This window comes from Pedobacter sp. HDW13, from assembly GCF_011303555.1.
Taxonomy (GTDB): domain Bacteria; phylum Bacteroidota; class Bacteroidia; order Sphingobacteriales; family Sphingobacteriaceae; genus Pedobacter.
This window is the reverse complement of record NZ_CP049868.1, coordinates 4,440,325-4,458,314: the sequence shown is the minus strand read 5'-3', so window position 1 is coordinate 4,458,314 and position 17,990 is coordinate 4,440,325. Positions and strand designations below refer to the sequence as shown.

15 protein-coding genes and 2 tRNA genes are annotated in these 17,990 nt (G+C 37.5%); 5 read left to right on the top strand and 12 right to left on the bottom strand.

Features of this window, described 5'->3' with window-relative positions; all coding sequences use genetic code 11:
* The first annotated feature begins 9 nt into the window (after positions 1-9).
* From G7074_RS18950 to G7074_RS18930, 5 genes are all read left to right on the top strand, one after another.
* Positions 10-561, top strand: a complete 552-nt coding sequence (locus tag G7074_RS18950) for a hypothetical protein (protein ID WP_166210551.1) — start codon at positions 10-12, stop codon at positions 559-561.
* A 141-nt stretch (positions 562-702) separates the two neighbouring features.
* Positions 703-1,014 (top strand): hypothetical protein, encoded by a 312-nt coding sequence (locus G7074_RS18945; RefSeq protein ID WP_124559605.1) that lies wholly within the window; start codon positions 703-705, stop codon positions 1,012-1,014.
* Positions 1,015-1,275: 261 nt separating this feature from the next.
* Entirely contained in the window at positions 1,276-2,475 is a 1,200-nt protein-coding gene (gene sucC / locus G7074_RS18940) for an ADP-forming succinate--CoA ligase subunit beta (protein ID WP_124559604.1), read from the top strand.
* A gap of 727 nt (positions 2,476-3,202) precedes the next feature.
* Positions 3,203-4,063, top strand: a complete 861-nt coding sequence (locus G7074_RS18935; protein WP_010601359.1) for an RNA polymerase sigma factor RpoD/SigA — start codon at positions 3,203-3,205, stop codon at positions 4,061-4,063.
* 402 nt (positions 4,064-4,465) lie between these two features.
* On the top strand, positions 4,466-5,125 hold the full coding sequence (locus G7074_RS18930) for an ATP-binding cassette domain-containing protein (RefSeq protein WP_124559603.1): 660 nt from the start codon (positions 4,466-4,468) through the stop codon (positions 5,123-5,125).
* A gap of 89 nt (positions 5,126-5,214) precedes the next feature.
* Here G7074_RS18930 and G7074_RS18925 read toward each other — a convergent pair whose 3' ends face one another.
* From G7074_RS18925 to G7074_RS18870, 12 genes are all read right to left on the bottom strand, one after another.
* Complete coding sequence (locus tag G7074_RS18925) at positions 5,215-6,078, bottom strand: AMP nucleosidase (protein ID WP_124559602.1); 864 nt, start codon at positions 6,076-6,078, stop codon at positions 5,215-5,217.
* An 81-nt stretch (positions 6,079-6,159) separates the two neighbouring features.
* Entirely contained in the window at positions 6,160-7,428 is a 1,269-nt protein-coding gene (gene clpX / locus G7074_RS18920; protein ID WP_370526539.1) for an ATP-dependent Clp protease ATP-binding subunit ClpX, read from the bottom strand.
* Positions 7,382-8,089, bottom strand: coding sequence for an ATP-dependent Clp endopeptidase proteolytic subunit ClpP (clpP, locus tag G7074_RS18915; RefSeq protein WP_124559600.1), 708 nt, complete (start codon positions 8,087-8,089; stop codon positions 7,382-7,384). The genes clpX and clpP overlap by 47 nt, the downstream gene beginning before the upstream one ends.
* A gap of 54 nt (positions 8,090-8,143) precedes the next feature.
* On the bottom strand, positions 8,144-8,503 hold the full coding sequence (locus G7074_RS18910) for a four helix bundle protein (protein WP_124559599.1): 360 nt from the start codon (positions 8,501-8,503) through the stop codon (positions 8,144-8,146).
* Positions 8,504-8,556: 53 nt separating this feature from the next.
* Positions 8,557-9,906 carry a trigger factor gene (gene tig / locus G7074_RS18905; RefSeq protein WP_124559598.1) on the bottom strand — a complete coding sequence of 450 codons (1,350 nt, stop codon included), beginning with the start codon at positions 9,904-9,906 and terminating at the stop codon, positions 8,557-8,559.
* Between the two features lie 168 nt (positions 9,907-10,074).
* Positions 10,075-10,156 (bottom strand) — tRNA-Leu (locus G7074_RS18900).
* A 561-nt stretch (positions 10,157-10,717) separates the two neighbouring features.
* Positions 10,718-10,799 (bottom strand) — tRNA-Leu (locus G7074_RS18895).
* 275 nt (positions 10,800-11,074) lie between these two features.
* A complete protein-coding gene (locus G7074_RS18890; protein ID WP_124559597.1) occupies positions 11,075-11,377 on the bottom strand; it encodes a hypothetical protein in 303 nt (100 codons plus the stop codon).
* Between the two features lie 57 nt (positions 11,378-11,434).
* A complete protein-coding gene (locus tag G7074_RS18885) occupies positions 11,435-12,232 on the bottom strand; it encodes a helical backbone metal receptor (protein WP_124559596.1) in 798 nt (265 codons plus the stop codon).
* Between the two features lie 53 nt (positions 12,233-12,285).
* On the bottom strand, positions 12,286-12,969 hold the full coding sequence (locus tag G7074_RS18880) for an ABC transporter ATP-binding protein (protein WP_124559595.1): 684 nt from the start codon (positions 12,967-12,969) through the stop codon (positions 12,286-12,288).
* Positions 12,970-13,044: 75 nt separating this feature from the next.
* A complete protein-coding gene (locus tag G7074_RS18875) occupies positions 13,045-15,465 on the bottom strand; it encodes an FtsX-like permease family protein (RefSeq protein ID WP_166210548.1) in 2,421 nt (806 codons plus the stop codon).
* Between the two features lie 73 nt (positions 15,466-15,538).
* The gene (locus tag G7074_RS18870) at positions 15,539-17,935 is read right to left on the bottom strand and encodes an ABC transporter permease (protein ID WP_124559593.1); all 2,397 of its coding nucleotides are present in this window, start codon (positions 17,933-17,935) and stop codon (positions 15,539-15,541) included.
* Positions 17,936-17,990 lie beyond the last annotated feature (55 nt).

The following is a 17,990-nucleotide window of genomic DNA, read 5'->3' as shown; positions in this document are numbered from 1 at the left end:
CAACTACTTATGGATTTTTTTCTGATTAAATTTTTAACTGTTCTGGTAATCGCCGCAATAGTTGCTATACTTCCGTTAGTATTCATTGCTTTTATTAGCCAAAAGAAATCAAACCGGAAATTAAGGTATGTCTTAATTTCATTGTTAAGTATACTGGAACTGTGGATTTTTTATTCAGTCTACATTGCATTTTATCCCAACGAGTCATTTTATTTCGAAGAATACAAAAATGTTGCAGGAAAATTGGCGCCAAAATCAGCTGAAATTATTGACAAATCGGCAAGTTATCCTGATTTTCAAGGCAGTTATAATTCTGTTTCACTAATAAGACTTTCAGAAACAGACTATTGCAATCTTTACAAGGAAATTGATCAAAGTAAAGATTTTGAACAAGCCGATCTCGTCCATACCGAAACACTTAATGAGCTCTTAGATTCAAATAAAAACATCAAGGAGATTATCTGGAAGGGACACAAAAATCAAAACGAAGGCTGGCAACACCATTTCATCGGGTTCGTAAACAACCAAAAAGACATCATTATTTATTACGTAAGCATTTAAGCAAATTTTAAAAATCCTGTACAATTAACCTCTCGCCTTTGCTAACTTTTGTTGGATTTAGTTTATCCCGATGCACCTTGCATCGGGAAGCAAAGATTTTACTACAGTTAAACAATTAAACACTATATTAAATTTAAAATCATGAAAAATCTACAGTCAACATTAAGTTCGCCAGCAACAAGGATTGCTATTATCCTTGGTGTTGTGGCTTTAATTTTAAGTATTCCGCTTATAGCCATGCAATTTACTAACGAAGTAAAATGGGATTTAACCGATTTCATGGTAGCTGGTATTCTCTTGTTAAGCACGGGCCTGGCCATAGAGCTTGTAATCAGAAACTTAAAAACCGGCACATTAAGAACAGTAATTTTAATCGTCATTTTACTCGCCTTATTCCTCATCTGGGCCGAATTGGCAGTGGGTATCTTCGGAACACCCTTTGCCGGCAGCTAAACCTTTTTTTGCCTTTCATTTTGTACTAACCTGCAATAAAGTTGCTCCTGTTTTTATAAGGGGAGCAACAAAAAGATGCTTAAAATTTCAGATTAACATAAAACGTTCATTTTCCGAAAAAATCGGTAAATTCTATTTGTTTAAAGGCTTTGAAATTGTAGCTTTGGGCAAATTTTGTAGCAAATGAACCAAATACTGTTAAATTAATTATTTTAATGGTAAAAGGCTCCATCTGACAGATAAAGACAAAAATATAAACAGATGAATATTCACGAATACCAGGGTAAACAAATATTAAAAAGTTTCGGTGTTAACGTTCAAGAAGGAATAGTTGCCGACACTCCTGAGCAAGCTGTTGAGGCTGCTAAGCAACTGAAAACTGATTATAATTCTGATTGGGTTGTAATTAAAGCGCAAATCCACGCTGGTGGTCGCGGTAAAGGTGGTGGTGTCAAGTTGGCCAAAAACCTTGAAGAAGTAAAACAACGTGCTACCGATATCATCGGCATGCAATTGGTAACTCCTCAAACCGGACCAGAAGGTAAATTAGTGAACAAGGTTTTGGTTGCTCAGGATGTTTATTATCCAGGTGCTTCTGAAACAAAAGAATTCTACATTTCAGTATTGTTAGACCGTGCTAAAGGTCGCAATATCATCATGTACAGTACCGAAGGTGGTATGGATATTGAAGAAGTTGCTGAGCACACACCACACTTAATCTTCAAAGAAGAAATCGATCCTAAAGTTGGTTTACAAGGTTTCCAGGCACGTAAAATTGCCTTTAACTTAGGTGTTAGCGGTAACGCTTTCAAAGAAATGGTAAAATTCGTTTCTGCTTTATACAAAGCTTACGAAGCTACCGATTCTTCAATGTTCGAAATCAACCCGGTATTAAAAACTTCTGATGATAAAGTAATTGCAGTTGATGCTAAAGTAAATCTGGATGAGAACGGCTTATTCCGTCACCCTGATTACGCAGCAATGCGCGATGTTACGGAAGAAGATCCAATGGAAGTTGAAGCAAGTGCAAGTAACCTAAACTTCGTTAACCTTGATGGTAACGTAGGTTGTATGGTTAATGGTGCTGGTTTGGCTATGGCTACCATGGATATCATTAAATTAGCTGGTGGTGAGCCTGCTAACTTCCTTGACGTAGGTGGAACTGCAAATGCACAAACCGTTAAAGCGGCTTTCAACATCATTTTGAAAGATCCTAACGTTAAAGCTATCCTAATCAATATTTTTGGTGGTATTGTACGTTGCGACCGTGTTGCTCAAGGTGTTATCGATGCATATAAAGAAATCGGTAATATCCCTGTGCCAATTATCTGTCGTTTACAAGGTACAAATGCAGAAGAGGCTAAAAAATTAATCGACGAGTCTGGTCTTCAGGTTTACTCGGCAATTGCTTTAAAAGAAGCTGCTGATTTAGTAACTAAAGTGTTGGCAGAGCAAGCATAATTTAAGCTTAAAGTTGAAAGACTAAGGCTAAAAGCACATAAAAAACCTTTCAGTGAAAACTGGAAGGTTTTTTTATTCTCTTATTTTCCCAAAACCTATAATAAATATCGTCATCTCGACTGTAGCATAGCGGAACGGAGAGATCTATTTAGACGTGTTTCGTTTTCTGAAAATGATCGGTTTCTGTTCTTATGGCGGCCTCCTGCCCTGCTATCCCTCTAAGTCCTCACTCATACTTCGCTCCGGGCTTTCCGTTCTATCAGGTTTATTGAACTTAAGCTGCTGGTTCATGGGCAAAAAAGCATCCCCTTAAAGGCATTACCATCGTTATTCTATTTCGAATAAATATTAAAAGTATCGTCTTACTGACAGAAAATCCGGTTACCTTTAGTTGCCGGAAAATACAAGCTTGTATTTCTTGATATAAAAACCGGGAAACTAAAAAACGTCATAATAATTTAATTATTTATCACACAGATATAAACCTAAAATTATTATAAATCGAAATATAAATATTGCAAAACAATAAAAAATAACCGAATATTAATCATTATTAACACCTAACAATTTTTAATGACACAATTTTATTTGGAATGATTTTTGCTATAAGTAAAACTGTAAAAATCTTGTGCAAACGATAACATTTTCAGCATATTATCCTTTCGGAATGCTATACAATTTCGTAACTTTGCACACTCAATAATTAAAGAGCACACAAAACGTATAAATGAGACAACTCAAGATAACGCAATCCATTACCAATCGTGAAAGCCAATCGTTAGATAAATACCTGCACGAAATTGGTAAAGTAGATTTAATAACAGCAGAAGAGGAAGTAATTTTAGCAAGGAAGATTCGTGAGGGCGATCAGGCTGCATTAGAGCGATTAACTAAAACCAACTTACGTTTCGTTGTATCTGTTGCAAAACAATACCAAAATCAGGGTTTAACTTTAGGAGATTTAATTAATGAAGGTAACCTGGGCTTAATTAAAGCGGCAAAACGTTTTGATGAGACCAAAGGTTTCAAATTCATCTCTTACGCCGTTTGGTGGATTCGTCAATCGATTTTACAGGCTATTGCCGAGCAAAGCCGTATTGTACGTTTACCTTTAAACCAGGTAGGTTCGCTAAGTAAAATCAGTAAAGCTTTCTCTAAATTAGAGCAAGAATACGAGCGCGAGCCATCACCAGAAGAACTGGCTGATATTTTGGAAACAACTGTGGATAAAATTTCGGACACTTTAAGTAATTCTGGTCGTCACGTATCAATGGATGCTCCTTTTGTTCAGGGTGAAGAAAATACATTATTGGATGTATTGGAAAACCACGAACCAAACACAGATAGCTCATTAATTAACGAATCTTTATCAGAGGAAATTAAACGTTCACTTTCTACCTTAACAGAAAGAGAAAGAGAAATTATCGTTTTATTCTTCGGTTTAGGTTCTAACCACCCACTTTCGTTAGAAGAGATTGGTGAGAAATTTAATTTAACACGCGAGCGTGTTCGTCAGATTAAAGATAAAGCGTTACAACGCTTACGTCATACCTCAAGAAGTAAGATTTTAAAATCTTACTTAGGATAAGTAAAATATCTTCATAAAAAAAGACCTGCAAAATTTGCGGGTCTTTTTTTTTTGCAACACAACTAACTTTACCGTTATGATTTTCTATCTTTAAATCATGTCAGTTAGCCTACTCAAAAAATCCATTCAAGTTTATAAACTTATTTTTGCATGGAACATACTGGTAAGTCTATTGATATCAGTATTTTTTATTTTAGGTGGTTTTAAAGAATCAGCTATTTACTCTTTAGCTATGTTCTTCAAACTTACAGGCTGGCTGTTTTCTGTCGCAATTTATTTATTGTTTTATAAATCTACTGCATACTTTTTCAAAAATCAGGGCGTAGGTTTTAGACAAATAATGGCAAACTTAGTCTTGTATGATTTAATTGTTTTTATCGGAATCTTAATAATATCATTTCTATGCAAAGACTTTTTATTGATAGCGTTAACCAATCTTTTGCAGATAGGGAAATATTAAGCAGTGTTTATTTAAACTGTGAGATTGGGGAGGTAGTAGGCTTATTAGGAAGGAATGGATCCGGTAAATCAACATTGTTAAAGATTATTTTTGGAAGTATAAACGCAAACTTCAAATACCTTAACATAAACAACAAGATATATAGCAAAGGTTACCATTCTAAAAATATATCTTACCTACCGCAGAACAGCTTCATACCTACATCAATTAGCGTTTCGAAAGCAATTAATATATTTTGCAAAACTTACCAGGCAGAATTACACAAAATTGAATTGATAGCTAATCATCTGAATTCGAAATTCTATAATTTATCCAGTGGGGAATGCAGATTTTTAGAATGCTTGCTAATGATTTACAGTGATGCAGACTATATATTGCTCGATGAACCTTTTTCACAATTATCGCCATTGTGGGTAGAAGAATTAAAACACCACATCAACCACGTCAAAACGCACAAAGGCTTTATTATAACGGATCATTTATACAAATCGATCCTCGATGTTTCGGACAGGATTGTTTTATTACACAACCGGTGCAATTACAATATCAATAGCGAAGATGACTTGATATTGTATGGTTATTTACCAGGGTTCACAGCATAACGCAATGATACACCACGAAGACACGAAGAACACAAAGAATAAATGAATTCCTGGTGTGCTTTGAGTCTTTGTGGCTTGCTAACTTTATATTAAAACAACAAGTGTTTCACGGTTAAACCGTTATTTATTAACTGTTTTAACGAATCGATACCAATGTGCAGATGCGTTTCTACATATTTCTCGGTAACGCTGCTATCGCTTTCAGCGGTTTTAACACCCTCTGGTATCATCGGCTGATCAGAAACCAATAACAATGCGCCAGCAGGTATTTTATTGGCAAATGCTGTCGTAAAAATGGTTGCTGTTTCCATATCTACTGCCATTGCCCGTAATGTTTTTAAATACTTCTTAAATTCCTTGTCGTGCTCCCAAACCCTGCGGTTGGTGGTATAACAGGTTCCGGTCCAGTAATCGCGTCCATAATCACGTATTGTGGTCGATATCGCTTTCTGCAAGGCGAAAGCCGGTAATGCAGGCACCTCAGCAGGCAGATAATCGTTAGATGTACCTTCTCCCCTAATCGCCGCAATTGGCAGGATCAGATCGCCCAACTGGTTTTTCTTCTTTAAACCACCGCATTTACCTAAAAACAAAACTGCTTTTGGCTTAATGGCCGTCAACAAATCCATCATGGTTGCTGCCAGCGGACTACCCATACCGAAGTTAATTATGGTTATCCCGTTAGCCGTAACACTCTGCATGGGTTTATCTAAGCCCATAATCGGTGCATTATCATTCCACTCAGAAAACATGGTTACATATTTACTGAAATTGGTAAGCAGAATATAATCGCCAAACTGATCTAAAGGCCTGCCCGTATAACGTGGCAGCCAGTTCTTTACAATCTCATCTTTAGATTTTAATCCGGCTTTAACCGGAGTTTCTACTTCTTTTACTTTTTTTGCTTTCTCTACTGCGGCTTCATCTTTCTTTACGTCTTTTTCTTCGTTCATAATAATAAGTTTAGCGCCACGCGCCATGCGCTAAGCGTATTTACAAAAAATCCCTCCCGATTACGGGAAGGATTGATTTTTTTAAGCAGCCTGCAACTTTTTAAAGTCGGCCTTTTCAAATTTTTCTATCGCGTAATCGAGATTGATATGCAATTCCTTGACATCCGTCTGGGTTGGCGTATCGAACATGGCATCAAGCATAATCGCTTCGCAGATTGACCTCAAACCACGTGCGCCCAACTTATATTCCATTGCCTTATCCACAATAAAATCCAGAACTTCATCATCAAACACTAATTTAACATCTTCGTAAGCAAAAAGCTTAACATATTGCTTAATTAATGAATTTTTTGGTGCCGTTAAGATATTTCTCAACGATTCTTTATCCAATGGATTTAAGTGTGAAAGCACCGGAATACGGCCAATCAGCTCTGGAATTAATCCAAAAGATTTCAAATCTTGAGGTGTAATATACTTATAAAGATTTTTAAGATCTAAAACTGTTTCATCTTTCTTTACTTTATAACCTACAGCCTGTGTTCTTAAACGGTTGGCAATTTTACGTTCAATACCATCAAATGCACCACCGCAAATAAAGAGGATATTATTGGTATTTACCGGAATCATTTTCTGGTCCGGGTGCTTACGTCCGCCCTGAGGTGGAACGTTTACCACTGTACCCTCTAATATCTTTAACAATGCTTGCTGAACGCCTTCACCTGATACATCACGTGTGATAGATGGGTTATCACTTTTACGCGCAACTTTATCTACCTCATCAATATACACAATACCACGTTCGGCAGCAGTTACATCATAGTCTGCAGCTTGCAGCAAACGCGTTAAAATACTCTCCACATCCTCTCCTACATAACCGGCTTCTGTTAAAACTGTTGCATCGCAAATACAGAAAGGCACATGCAAAATTTTAGCAATGGTCTTAGCCAGTAAGGTTTTACCCGTTCCGGTTTCGCCAACCAACATGATATTCGATTTCTCGATCTCAATCTCATCTTTATCTACCTTTTGGTTTAAACGTTTGTAGTGGTTGTAAACCGCAACTGATAATACTTTTTTTGCATCATCCTGGCCAATTACATACTGATCGAGGTGTTGTTTAATTTCAAGAGGCTTTAATAAATTTATTGCCTCTTGAATATTTTTCGTCCCTTTGCTTCCTAATTCCTGCGCAAGCAATTGATTGGCCTGGGTAACACACTTATCGCAGATAAATGCATCCATACCTTCAATTAACATTAAAGTTTCATGCTTGCCAGAATGGCAGAATGAGCAGCGGGATTCTTTATTTTGTTTCGCCATCTTTTTTTGCGTTTCTCGATAACACTTCATCAACCATACCAAATCCTTTTGCCTCGTCGGCAGTCATCCAGTAATCGCGGTCTGAAGCTTTCTCTACCCAATCATAAGTTTGGCCAGAGTGCTCTGAAATAATATCGTATAATTCTTTTTTCAATTTCAACATTTCCCTCAGGTTGATCTCCATATCAGATGCCACACCTTGTGCACCTCCTGATGGCTGGTGAATCATTACTCTTGAGTGTGGTAAAGCAGCGCGTTTACCTTTAGCTCCTGCTACCAATAAAACAGCGCCCATTGATGCTGCCATACCAGTACAAATTGTAGCTACATCTGGCTGAATGTACTGCATGGTATCATAAATACCTAAACCAGCATATACTGAGCCACCCGGAGAGTTAATATAGATCTGAATATCACGCTCTGCATCAGCCGATTGTAAGAACAACAACTGAGCCTGGATGATGTTTGCATTCTGATCATAAATCGCATCACCTAAAAAGATAATACGGTCCATCATTAACCTCGAAAATACATCCATCTGAGCAACGTTTAACTGACGTTCTTCGATGATATATGGCGTCATATTCTGAGGGTTCAGATTAGCCTGTGCAATAAATTTATCTACGTGTAAACCGCCAATTCCCTGATGTTTAACGGCAAATTTCCTGAATTCTTGTGAGTCTATGTTCATGATTATAGAGTTTGGCGTTTTGCGATAAGCGTTTAGGCTATCCAAATACGCGGGTTACTTTAATAAATATTTTCTGAAGTTGGTTAATTTCCGTGCCAATTTATCTAATTCTTCCAGATAATCCTTCAACTCTATGTCAGAAATATATTTTCTCCGTTCTAAAACTACTAAAATATTTGCATTCTCGAACGTAGAACGATGTGCAATATTCAGATAATGAGCAAATTCCTTATTTGAAACAGTGCCTGAACCTTCGGCAATATTGTTAGATATGGTAAGAGCAGCCCCATTGAGCTGCTCTGCAAATCTGTATTTTTTATCAACTGACAATCGGTCAGCTACATCAAGTAATTTATCAGTTATTGCTATTGATAACTGCCAAACTTCCAGCGATTGAAATTTGAATTGAGCCATAACTAAATATAGAAATAGGACTGTCAATTTCAAAGCGCCAAACGCTAAGCCCCTTACGCTTTGTCTAAAGCTATAAACTTATCGTAATCAATGTCTTTTTGCTCTAAAGTAACGATGGTTTTAATTTGTTCGAAAGTTTTTAAAGCTTTAACCTCTTCGAAAACACGGTTTGCATTTTCTTTTTCCTGTAAGAACTGAACAGCGTATTGTGCTAATTGATCTTCAGGAAGCGGGCTTGGGCTATACATCTTGAACTGTGCGTCTAATTTAGCTTTAGCTGCCTGAACAACATCTTCATATTTAATTTCGATGCTGTTATCTTTAATGATTTTGTTTTCGATTAAAGTCCATTTCAGGTTTTTAGCGAAATCATCATAACCTTCAGCTAATTCTTCGTCGGTTAATTTTTCGTTTGTTGCTTTTAACCAACGACGTAAAAACTCATCCGGCAATTCAAAAGTGTGTTTCTTTAAAAGATCTTCGTAAATATCGTTTGATAATTTACGCTCAGCATCTTGTTTAAACATGCTTTCTACTTCTTCAGTAATTTTAGTTCTGAAACCAGCTTCGTCGGTTACAGTACCTTCACCAAATAATTTATCGAAAAACTCCTGGTTTAAGTCTGACTCTTCTAAACGGTTTACGTTTTTAATTGAAAGTTTGAAGCTAGATTTTAAATCAGCTGCATCTTCTTCAGAAATGTTTAAAGCTTTAGCTACAACTGCAGCATCGTCAAACGCTTTTACTAAATCAACAGTAACTTCGTCTTCTTTCTTTAAACCTACTAATGTTTTAAGGATTTTCTTGTCTTTAACCAAGTCTAAACGAAGTGTTGCAGTGCTTGAAATACCACCTTCGAAAACAGCACCATCAGCACCTAGCTGAGTTAACTCAGCGTAAAGTACATCACCTTCAGCTGAAACTTCAGGATTAGTCATTTTACCATAGCTACGACGGATATTTTTGATACGGCTTTCTAAAGTTTCTTTATCAGCTTTAACCACATATTCGGTGTATTTATCTTTAGATGTAACATTTACATCAAAAGCAGGTGCTAAACCCAACTCGTAATCAAATTCGAATTCGTCGGTGTTATCCCATTTAAATTCGCGCTCATCATCCATTTGTGGTAATGGCTGACCTAAAATTTCTAATTTCTGCTCAGCGATGTAGTTCGATAAAGTGTCGTTTAACAAATTGTTAACCTCTTCTACCAAAATGCTTTTACCGTACATTTTTTTAATGTGGGCAGCAGGAACCATCCCTTTACGGAAACCAGGTAATTGTGCTTTTTTAGCTTGATCTTTAATGGCTTTTTCTACTTTGCCAGAATAATCAGCTGGTGCGATTTTGATTTTTACAACAGCATTTAAGTTGCCGGTTTTTTCCTGTGTAATATTCATTTTTTAGCGATTGAGATATGCAATTAGACCTGAGATTTGAGACATGAGATTTGAGACAAATTTCATATATCGCTCCGCGATTTAAACAGCACATCAATTTTTATTAATCAATGTTTTAAAAAAACAAAACCGTTCCGATGTTAAATCGAAACGGCCTTTATCTTGTTGTGCGGAAGAAGGGACTCGAACCCCCACGCCGTGAAGCGCCAGATCCTAAGTCTGGTGCGGCTACCAATTACGCCACTTCCGCAGTTAGGATGTTGTAAGGACTGCAAAGATAGAAACAAGATTGAATAATCAAAAGGCATCGGTAATATTTTATAGATTATTCTTTCAAAAAAATGCTAACTCACTAATTTTTAAGGAGAAAATTTTTCGCAGGAAGCGCTCTGAATGCACTTTGCCTCTATTCCTGCCTACGGAAATTGAAAAACACTTCGATGTTCCTCCTGCTTTTATACAACAAAGTAATATCTACTGCACTCCATCCGGCAATATTGGTGTTGATCTGTAATTATTGTGGCAACTTTTACATAAAGAAAAAAACCGCCACAAAGTTGTGCCCGTTTTTTTTGTGACATTTTTTTCAGACACAAAAAATATTGTCACAAAAGTTTTAAATGGTTAAAAGAAAATATAGCATTTATGCTATCGGTTGGTGTCTCCATCGACCGAAATAAAGATCTACTGGTCGGTGTCCTCACCGACCAGCGTTTCACATCTGTACGGTAGCGAAGACATCAACCGATACACCTGGGTGTATGCCATAAAAAAACCGTTCAGGGTTACCAAAACGGTTTTTAAATTGTTGTGCGGAAGAAGGGACTCGAACCCCCACGCCGTGAAGCGCCAGATCCTAAGTCTGGTGCGGCTACCAATTACGCCACTTCCGCATTAGGATGTTTTAAGGATTGCAAAGATAGAAATTAGATTGAATAATCAAACTGTATTATGCCACACGAAAACATAAATTAAGCACAGGTTTCGTTCACTAAATTCCATCCTAAAAAAGAAACCACTGTGTTGCTGACAGATAGCATCCTTCTTAATTACTTCCGATGCACAACTGGCTAAAAAAATATTTTCACATTTTGCATAATGAGAGTCATATCACGCATCAAATTCAGGCTTTACTGGATTAAACCAGGGTCATCCCTTATTTTCTATCCTAGAATTTAATGAGGGTTACATCAATCAGCTCCGGTCCACCATCAACCGGATAACCAGCTACTTTTTTCCCTTTTACAGTAACATCTTTATTCACGTAATTATCGAAGTTAATGCTGGCACTTTTTAATGCATAGGTTTTATTTTCAGCTTTTAGTAAATGGGTACCGTACTGGAAGGTTGACATGCCCAATTTTTCTATTTTACCACTTACAGTTATAGTACCAGCACTTTTGCCATTATTCATTGTTGTACAGCCGGAAAGTGTTGCAACAAACAGGGATAGGATTAATATTTTTTTCATGATAGTTAAGATGTATATTTAAATATGCTACAATTTAAGAAAATTAAAGCAAGGCCTTTAATATAATTCCTTTTGAAACTCAAAAAAGTATTGCACAGCTTTAACCAGCCTGCTGCCATACCAGCTAAACATTTCGCCATCTACCAGCATAATTCTGGCATTTGGTACCGCAGCTTGTATTTCTTCGATGTGCTTTTCGGCAAAAGGATAAGGCTCTGAAGAAAGCAGAATCAGTTCGCAATTTGAAGTTTTCAGTTCCTCGAGTGTTAGTTCCGGGTAGCGTTCCTGCTTGATTACATTCATCATACCGTTGCTTAACAAAATATCATCGATAAAAGTATTTTTGCCTGCAGCCATAAAAGGTTTCCGCCATATGAGGTAAGCCACTTTCTTATCTATACCCTGTTGTAAGGCAAGTGTTTTCAAATCGTTAAAACCGGCAGCAATTAAATGGTTTAAATAACCCGCTTCTGGCTCACGATCTACCAGCTCACCGATCTGGCCAATGGTTTTCATAGCATCATCGAGGGTAAAAATATCGCTCATCCACACCGGAAAATAACCTGCAAGTTCTTTAATATCGCTCTGCGTATTTTCTTCTTTATTGCCAATAATTAAATCGGGCTTTAAATCTTTAATTAAATCGATATTTAGTTTTTTAGTTCCGCCAACCTTAGTGCGCGTAGCAAACTTTTCTATCGGATGAATACAAAATTTAGTTAAACCGATAACTTCGGTATCCAGCCCCAGTTCAAATAACAGTTCGGTTTGAGAGGGAACAACAGAGACAATCCGTTTCGGCGGAAAATTAAAGGTAATTTCCCGCCCCATCTGGTCGGTAAACGTTTTTTGCATAACGCAAAGGTAGTTAACCACAGATAAAAAGGATTAATTGGATCGAAATTATATTAAGCAATTACGGCTACGTCTTCCTTTACCACCCCATCGGCAATATGCAATATCCGGTTTCCGTATTGCGCGTTCTTTTCTGAGTGTGTTACCTGGATAATGGTGATCCCCTCTTCTTCATTGAGTTTTTTAAACAAGCTCATAATTTCTTCGGCCTGTGCCGACTGCAGATTTCCCGTAGGCTCATCGGCCAGAATAAGTGAAGGCTGTGCTGCTAATGCCCGGGCAATACCTACCAATTGCTGCTGACCACCCGATAACTGGTTAGGGAATAAATCCTTTTTAGCCACAATATTAAAACGATCAAGCAGATCGGCTATCCTGCTGGCACGCTCGGCACTTCCTACTTTCTTATATAAAAGCGGGGCTTCGATGTTTTCGTAAACCGTCATTTCATCGATTAAATGGTATGCCTGAAATACAAAGCCGATGTGGTTGCGGTAAAGTTCGATGCGTTTACGTTCGTTTAAACTGGTTACATCTTCGCCAAAAAAGTTATAGGTGCCATAGGTTGGTTCTTCTAACATGCCGATGATGTTGAGCAAGGTAGATTTCCCGGCACCTGAGGGGCCCATAATGGAAACAAATTCGCCCTGATTAATGGTTGTGGTTACCAAACGTAACACATAATTTTTAACGCCTTTGTTGGCGTAATACTTTTCGATATTGGTAAGTTGTATCATATTTTTTAGCGTTGGGCGCAGAGCGTTTGGCGTTTGGCGAACTTATCGCTTATCGCCAATCGCTATACGCAGGTCTTATTCATATTTAAGTGCATTTACCGGATCGCCGGTAGCGGCCTTTCTTGCCTGTATACTTACAGTTAAAACGGCTATAATAATTGAAATAACAGTGGCTAACATAAATGGATAAACCGGCATATCTATCCGGTAGGCAAAACCTTCAAGCCATTTTTTGACTAAAATATAGGCTATGGGCCAGCTGATTAAATTAGCTACTATTACTAAAATCAGAAAGGATTTATTTAAAAGGTTTACAATCTGGATGTTTGATGCGCCCAAAACTTTCCTAACAGCAATTTCTTTGGTTCGGCGTTTTGCAACAAAGGTAGATAAGGCAAACAAGCCCAGTAACGATAAAGAAACTGATACGACGCTAAACAGCACGATCATGTTCATAAACCGCTTATTCTCTTCCAGAATTTCAGAAAAGGCCTCATCCATAGATTGATATTGCAAAGGAAAATCGGGGTAAAGTTTTTTCCACTCCGCTTCTATTTTATTGATAATTCCTTTATAGTTTTTGGTATCGAACCTAACCAGCAGGTTATTGGTATTAGAAGTGCCCCCTAAGCTGGTTACTTTATAAACAGTAGGTAATACGGCTTTATCAAAACCCTCATTGTGGTAATTTTTAATCACACCAACAATTTGAAAGGTAATGGTTTTACCTTCATAATCGACCTTGCCGTAGGTTTGGCCAACCATATTTTTACCCAGCAGGTTAGCTGCAGCTTCGTTAAGTACAACCGAATTAATGGTATCTTGTTTATACTCTTTAGCAAACAACCGTCCGGATATTAACTTTACACCCAGTGTTTGCAGGGCATCCATGGTAACGGTAACACCATTCAGATTAATTTCACGGCCTTTATATACAATTTCACTTTTGTTGTTAAAAGCATTTCCCATTACCTGGGTGGTAGTAGAAACGTATTGAACACCCGGAATACGCCTTATTTTATTGGCAAAATCCTGATCGTAGCCTGTTTGAAGATTAATCAATTTATCGCGTTCAAATCCCAGATCTTTATTGCTGATGTACCTGGTTTGCATTTGCATTACTCCAATGGCAATAATAAAGGTTACAGAGATTCCGAACTGAAAAACTACCAGAATATTACGCAGCACAATTCCTTTCAGGCTATTTTCATAATTGCCTTTAAGTACTGAAACTGGGTGATAACCGGATAATATCCACGCCGGATAGAAGCCAGCCAGGAGTGTTACGACAATAAAAACTACAATGAGCTGCCATGCAATACTTAAAAAATGCTGATTGTGCCAGAAAGTTAACTCAACATTAAACTGGTGGTTAAATGCCGGTAACAACACTTCGATTAAAATAACACTTAAAAAAAGTGAAACCACACTTTGTAAAGCCGATTCGATTAAAAACTGAACGATCAATTGTTTTTTGTAGGCACCAAGCACTTTCTTTACACCAACTTCTTTTGCTCTCTGAACAGATTGTGCTGTAGCCAGGTTAACGAAATTGATAATGGATACAAGCAGTAAGAAAATAGTAATCCCTATTACAGGTTTTAATTTATTTAACCAGTTAATTGCAAAAGGTGGATTGGCATGAACATCTTTTAATGGAATGGCCTTAAGCCCCGGTGTTCTTCCGTTTTTATAAATGTCATTAAAATTCCGTTTCTCAGCAGCCAATGATTTCTTTTTAAAATCTACATATACTTTTTGCAAACTTTTATTGGCCGATAAGGTATCGATATAATTGGCTGATTTTGCATATACCTGATTGTAGTGTGAGCTACCTACCTGATCGGGATCGTGGTCCTGATCTCCGGTATGGCTTATTGCATTAAAGCTTACACTTTCTGGCATATTCGTATCTGCAATTACCCCTGTTATTTTCAATGGTGTACCTTCATCATTCCGCCATCTAACCAGTTTAAACACTTTACCCAGCACCCGGTCAGTTCCATAGAGCTTAATGGCCAAACCCTGTTTTAAAACTACAGTATTGGGTTCTTTTAAAGCGGTTTTTTCGTTACCCTGAACAAAATGATAAGGAAAAACATTAAAAAAGGCAGAATCGGCGTCTTTAATCCCCTTTATTAGGATGGGATCGGCATGATCTATTTTAACTGAAAAACCATTCCCCCATTCCTGATCTACTTTGGTAACTGTAGTAAACTGCGGTACATTTTGTTTTATTAAAGCCGCAACTCTCGAATTACTGATTTCCTGCCAGTAATCCTGATTATCGGGCGTAAAAAAGCTGTGTTTCTCTCTGATCTGGTAAACATTCTTTAAATCTGCCGACCAGGTATCGTAACTTTCTTCGTGGTTAATATATAGCAGCATTAATAAGAACGCAGTTAACCCAAGGGCCAGTCCGCCGATGTTAATGGCTGCGTACACCTTGTTTTTAAACAGGTTGCGCAATGCGATTTTTAAGTTGAGTTTGAACATTTTTTTTATCTCTAGTATCAAGTACGAAGTATTGAGACGCTGGCTTTTTGCTTTGGACCTTTACCTTCTAGCTTTATTCGTATTTAAGTGCATCAATTGTATTGGCATTGGCCGCTTTATAAGAGCGGAAGCTTACGGTAATTAAAGTGATGAGCATGGATACAACCATGGCCAGTACAAAGGGCCAAATACTTAAATCAATCCGATATGCAAAGCCAGAAAGCCATTTCGACACAAATAAATAAGCCATTGGCCAAGCTACAACGTTTGCAATAAACACCATCAATAAAAAGGACCCATTTAACATTTTAACCAGCTGTAAGGTAGAAGCACCTAAAACTTTACGGATGGCAACTTCTCTGGTTCTTTGCATAGCCACAAAAGAAATTAAGCCGAACAGCCCGATAAAAGAAATGAAAATGATTACACCTGCAAATATTTTGAACAGTACGCCCATTACATGCTCGCTTTCATAATAACTTTTTATCCGATCATCAACAAAACCTGAATGGTAAATGCTATTTGGAAAAGTATTATTCCATAAGGCTTCTATTTGCTTCATGGTAGTTAGCAGGTGCCTTCCATCTAACTTTATTGCGGCCTGCCAGTATTGGTTCTTATCAGCCGAAATGGCCAGACCTGAAATGCTTTCTTTTAACGATTTATCATTAAAATCTTTTACAACACCCACAATAGGAATGTTAACTCCTGAGGCATTAATCATTTTACCGAGGGCATTTTCCGCACTGCTAATCCCCACTTTTTTAAGGAAAGTTTCGTTAACCACATAACCATTGGCGGTATCGCTCCGCATAAAAACTTTACCGGCAACAAGTTTTAAATCAAAAAGCTTAAAAAAGTTTTCGTCGGCCTTACAGGTTCTCACTTCGAAATCTTTATTCATCGCTCCATTAAAAGTAAAGTTGGTCGAATTTACATCCTGAGATAAGGGTGGTGACTGGCAATAACTTAACAACTGCACTCCGGGTATTTTCAGAGCCCTTTCTTTAAAAACCTCACGCCTATCTTTACTTACCTTATCCCCTGGCATGCCCACCATCACTACCGCCGCAGAATTGAAACCCAATGGCTTTTGCTGCAGATAATCCATTTGATTTACTATGACAATGGTACCGATAATGAGTATAACGGTAATTGCAAACTGTACCACCACCAGGATTTTACGCAAACTTAAACCGTTGTTATTGAGCGTAACTTTATTTTTTATCGCCAATGCCGGATTAAAACCCGACATCACCAAAGCTGGATAGAAACCTGCCAGCAAGCTAACAAATACAACCAGCAAAGTCATGAATACAAAAATAACCGGATGGCCAAACAAACTGAATACAATCTGATTTTTGAAGAGATTCTGCATGGCTGGTATAGCCAGTTCGCTAATCATACAGGCAACCAGCAGGGCAATAAAAACCAAGGCAACCGTTTCTGTTAAAAATTGTACAACAAGTTGCTTGCGTTTACCTCCCATTACTTTACGTACCCCAACTTCTTTAGATCGGTTAACTGCCTGTGCCGTATTTAAATTAATAAAGTTGATACAAGCGGTACAAATTAAAAACAAACCAATAATGGCCAGGCCATAAATTTGCTGTTTGGCAATTGTTGTATTTATAAAATTATCGTAACGTCCATCAAAATGGATCTCTTTTAACGCCTGAAGCCTGTTTACCTGATTGCCTTCAATCTTTTTATCTGTATAATATTTTTTATTGAATTTTGCCATTGCTCCATCCAGATCTGAGCTTTTAAGCCCTGCTTTAAGTAACACGTAACTACTTAAACTGGAGTTTATACAATCCCAACAATCCTTGTTGCCATAATAACTAAATAAGTTCTGGTAACTGATTACTATTTTTAAAGGGAAGCTGCTATTTTGAGGCATATCCTGAAATACTCCTGTAACCTTTAATTGTGTTTTGGTACCCAGGGTAATACTTTTGCCAATTGCATTTTCTATACTGCCAAAATATTTAAGGGCTGTGGCTTCTGATAAGGCCACACTGTTAGGGGCTTTTAACGTTTCGGCTGCTTTATTATATTTCCAGTTTATATTGAACACAGCAAAAAAGTCGGGTTCGGCAAAATGTATCACCTCACGACTTTTAATAATTTCTCTACCGGTAAGGTCCTTAACATGAATAACTTCATCTATTTGCGCTATGCCGCCTATTTTTTCTATGCCGGCAATTTCATTTCGGGCCGCCGCAGTAAAAGGTAAGGGTACACCTGCAGAGAAATCGTCGAAAGCATTGTACTTCCAATCGGTAACTACCCGATAAATACGATCTGAATTTCTATACCCCTCATCAAAACTTAACTGAAAACGAATAAAAATAAAAATGAGGATACAGCTGGCCATCCCGATCGATAAACCAAGAATATTGATTAGCGCATAGCCCTTGTTTTTCCAAAGGTTCCGCAAAGCGATTTTGAGATTGAGTTTGAACATATTAGGGTTAACTGTATAAATTGTTAAACTGGCTAATTGTTAATTGCCAACTGAA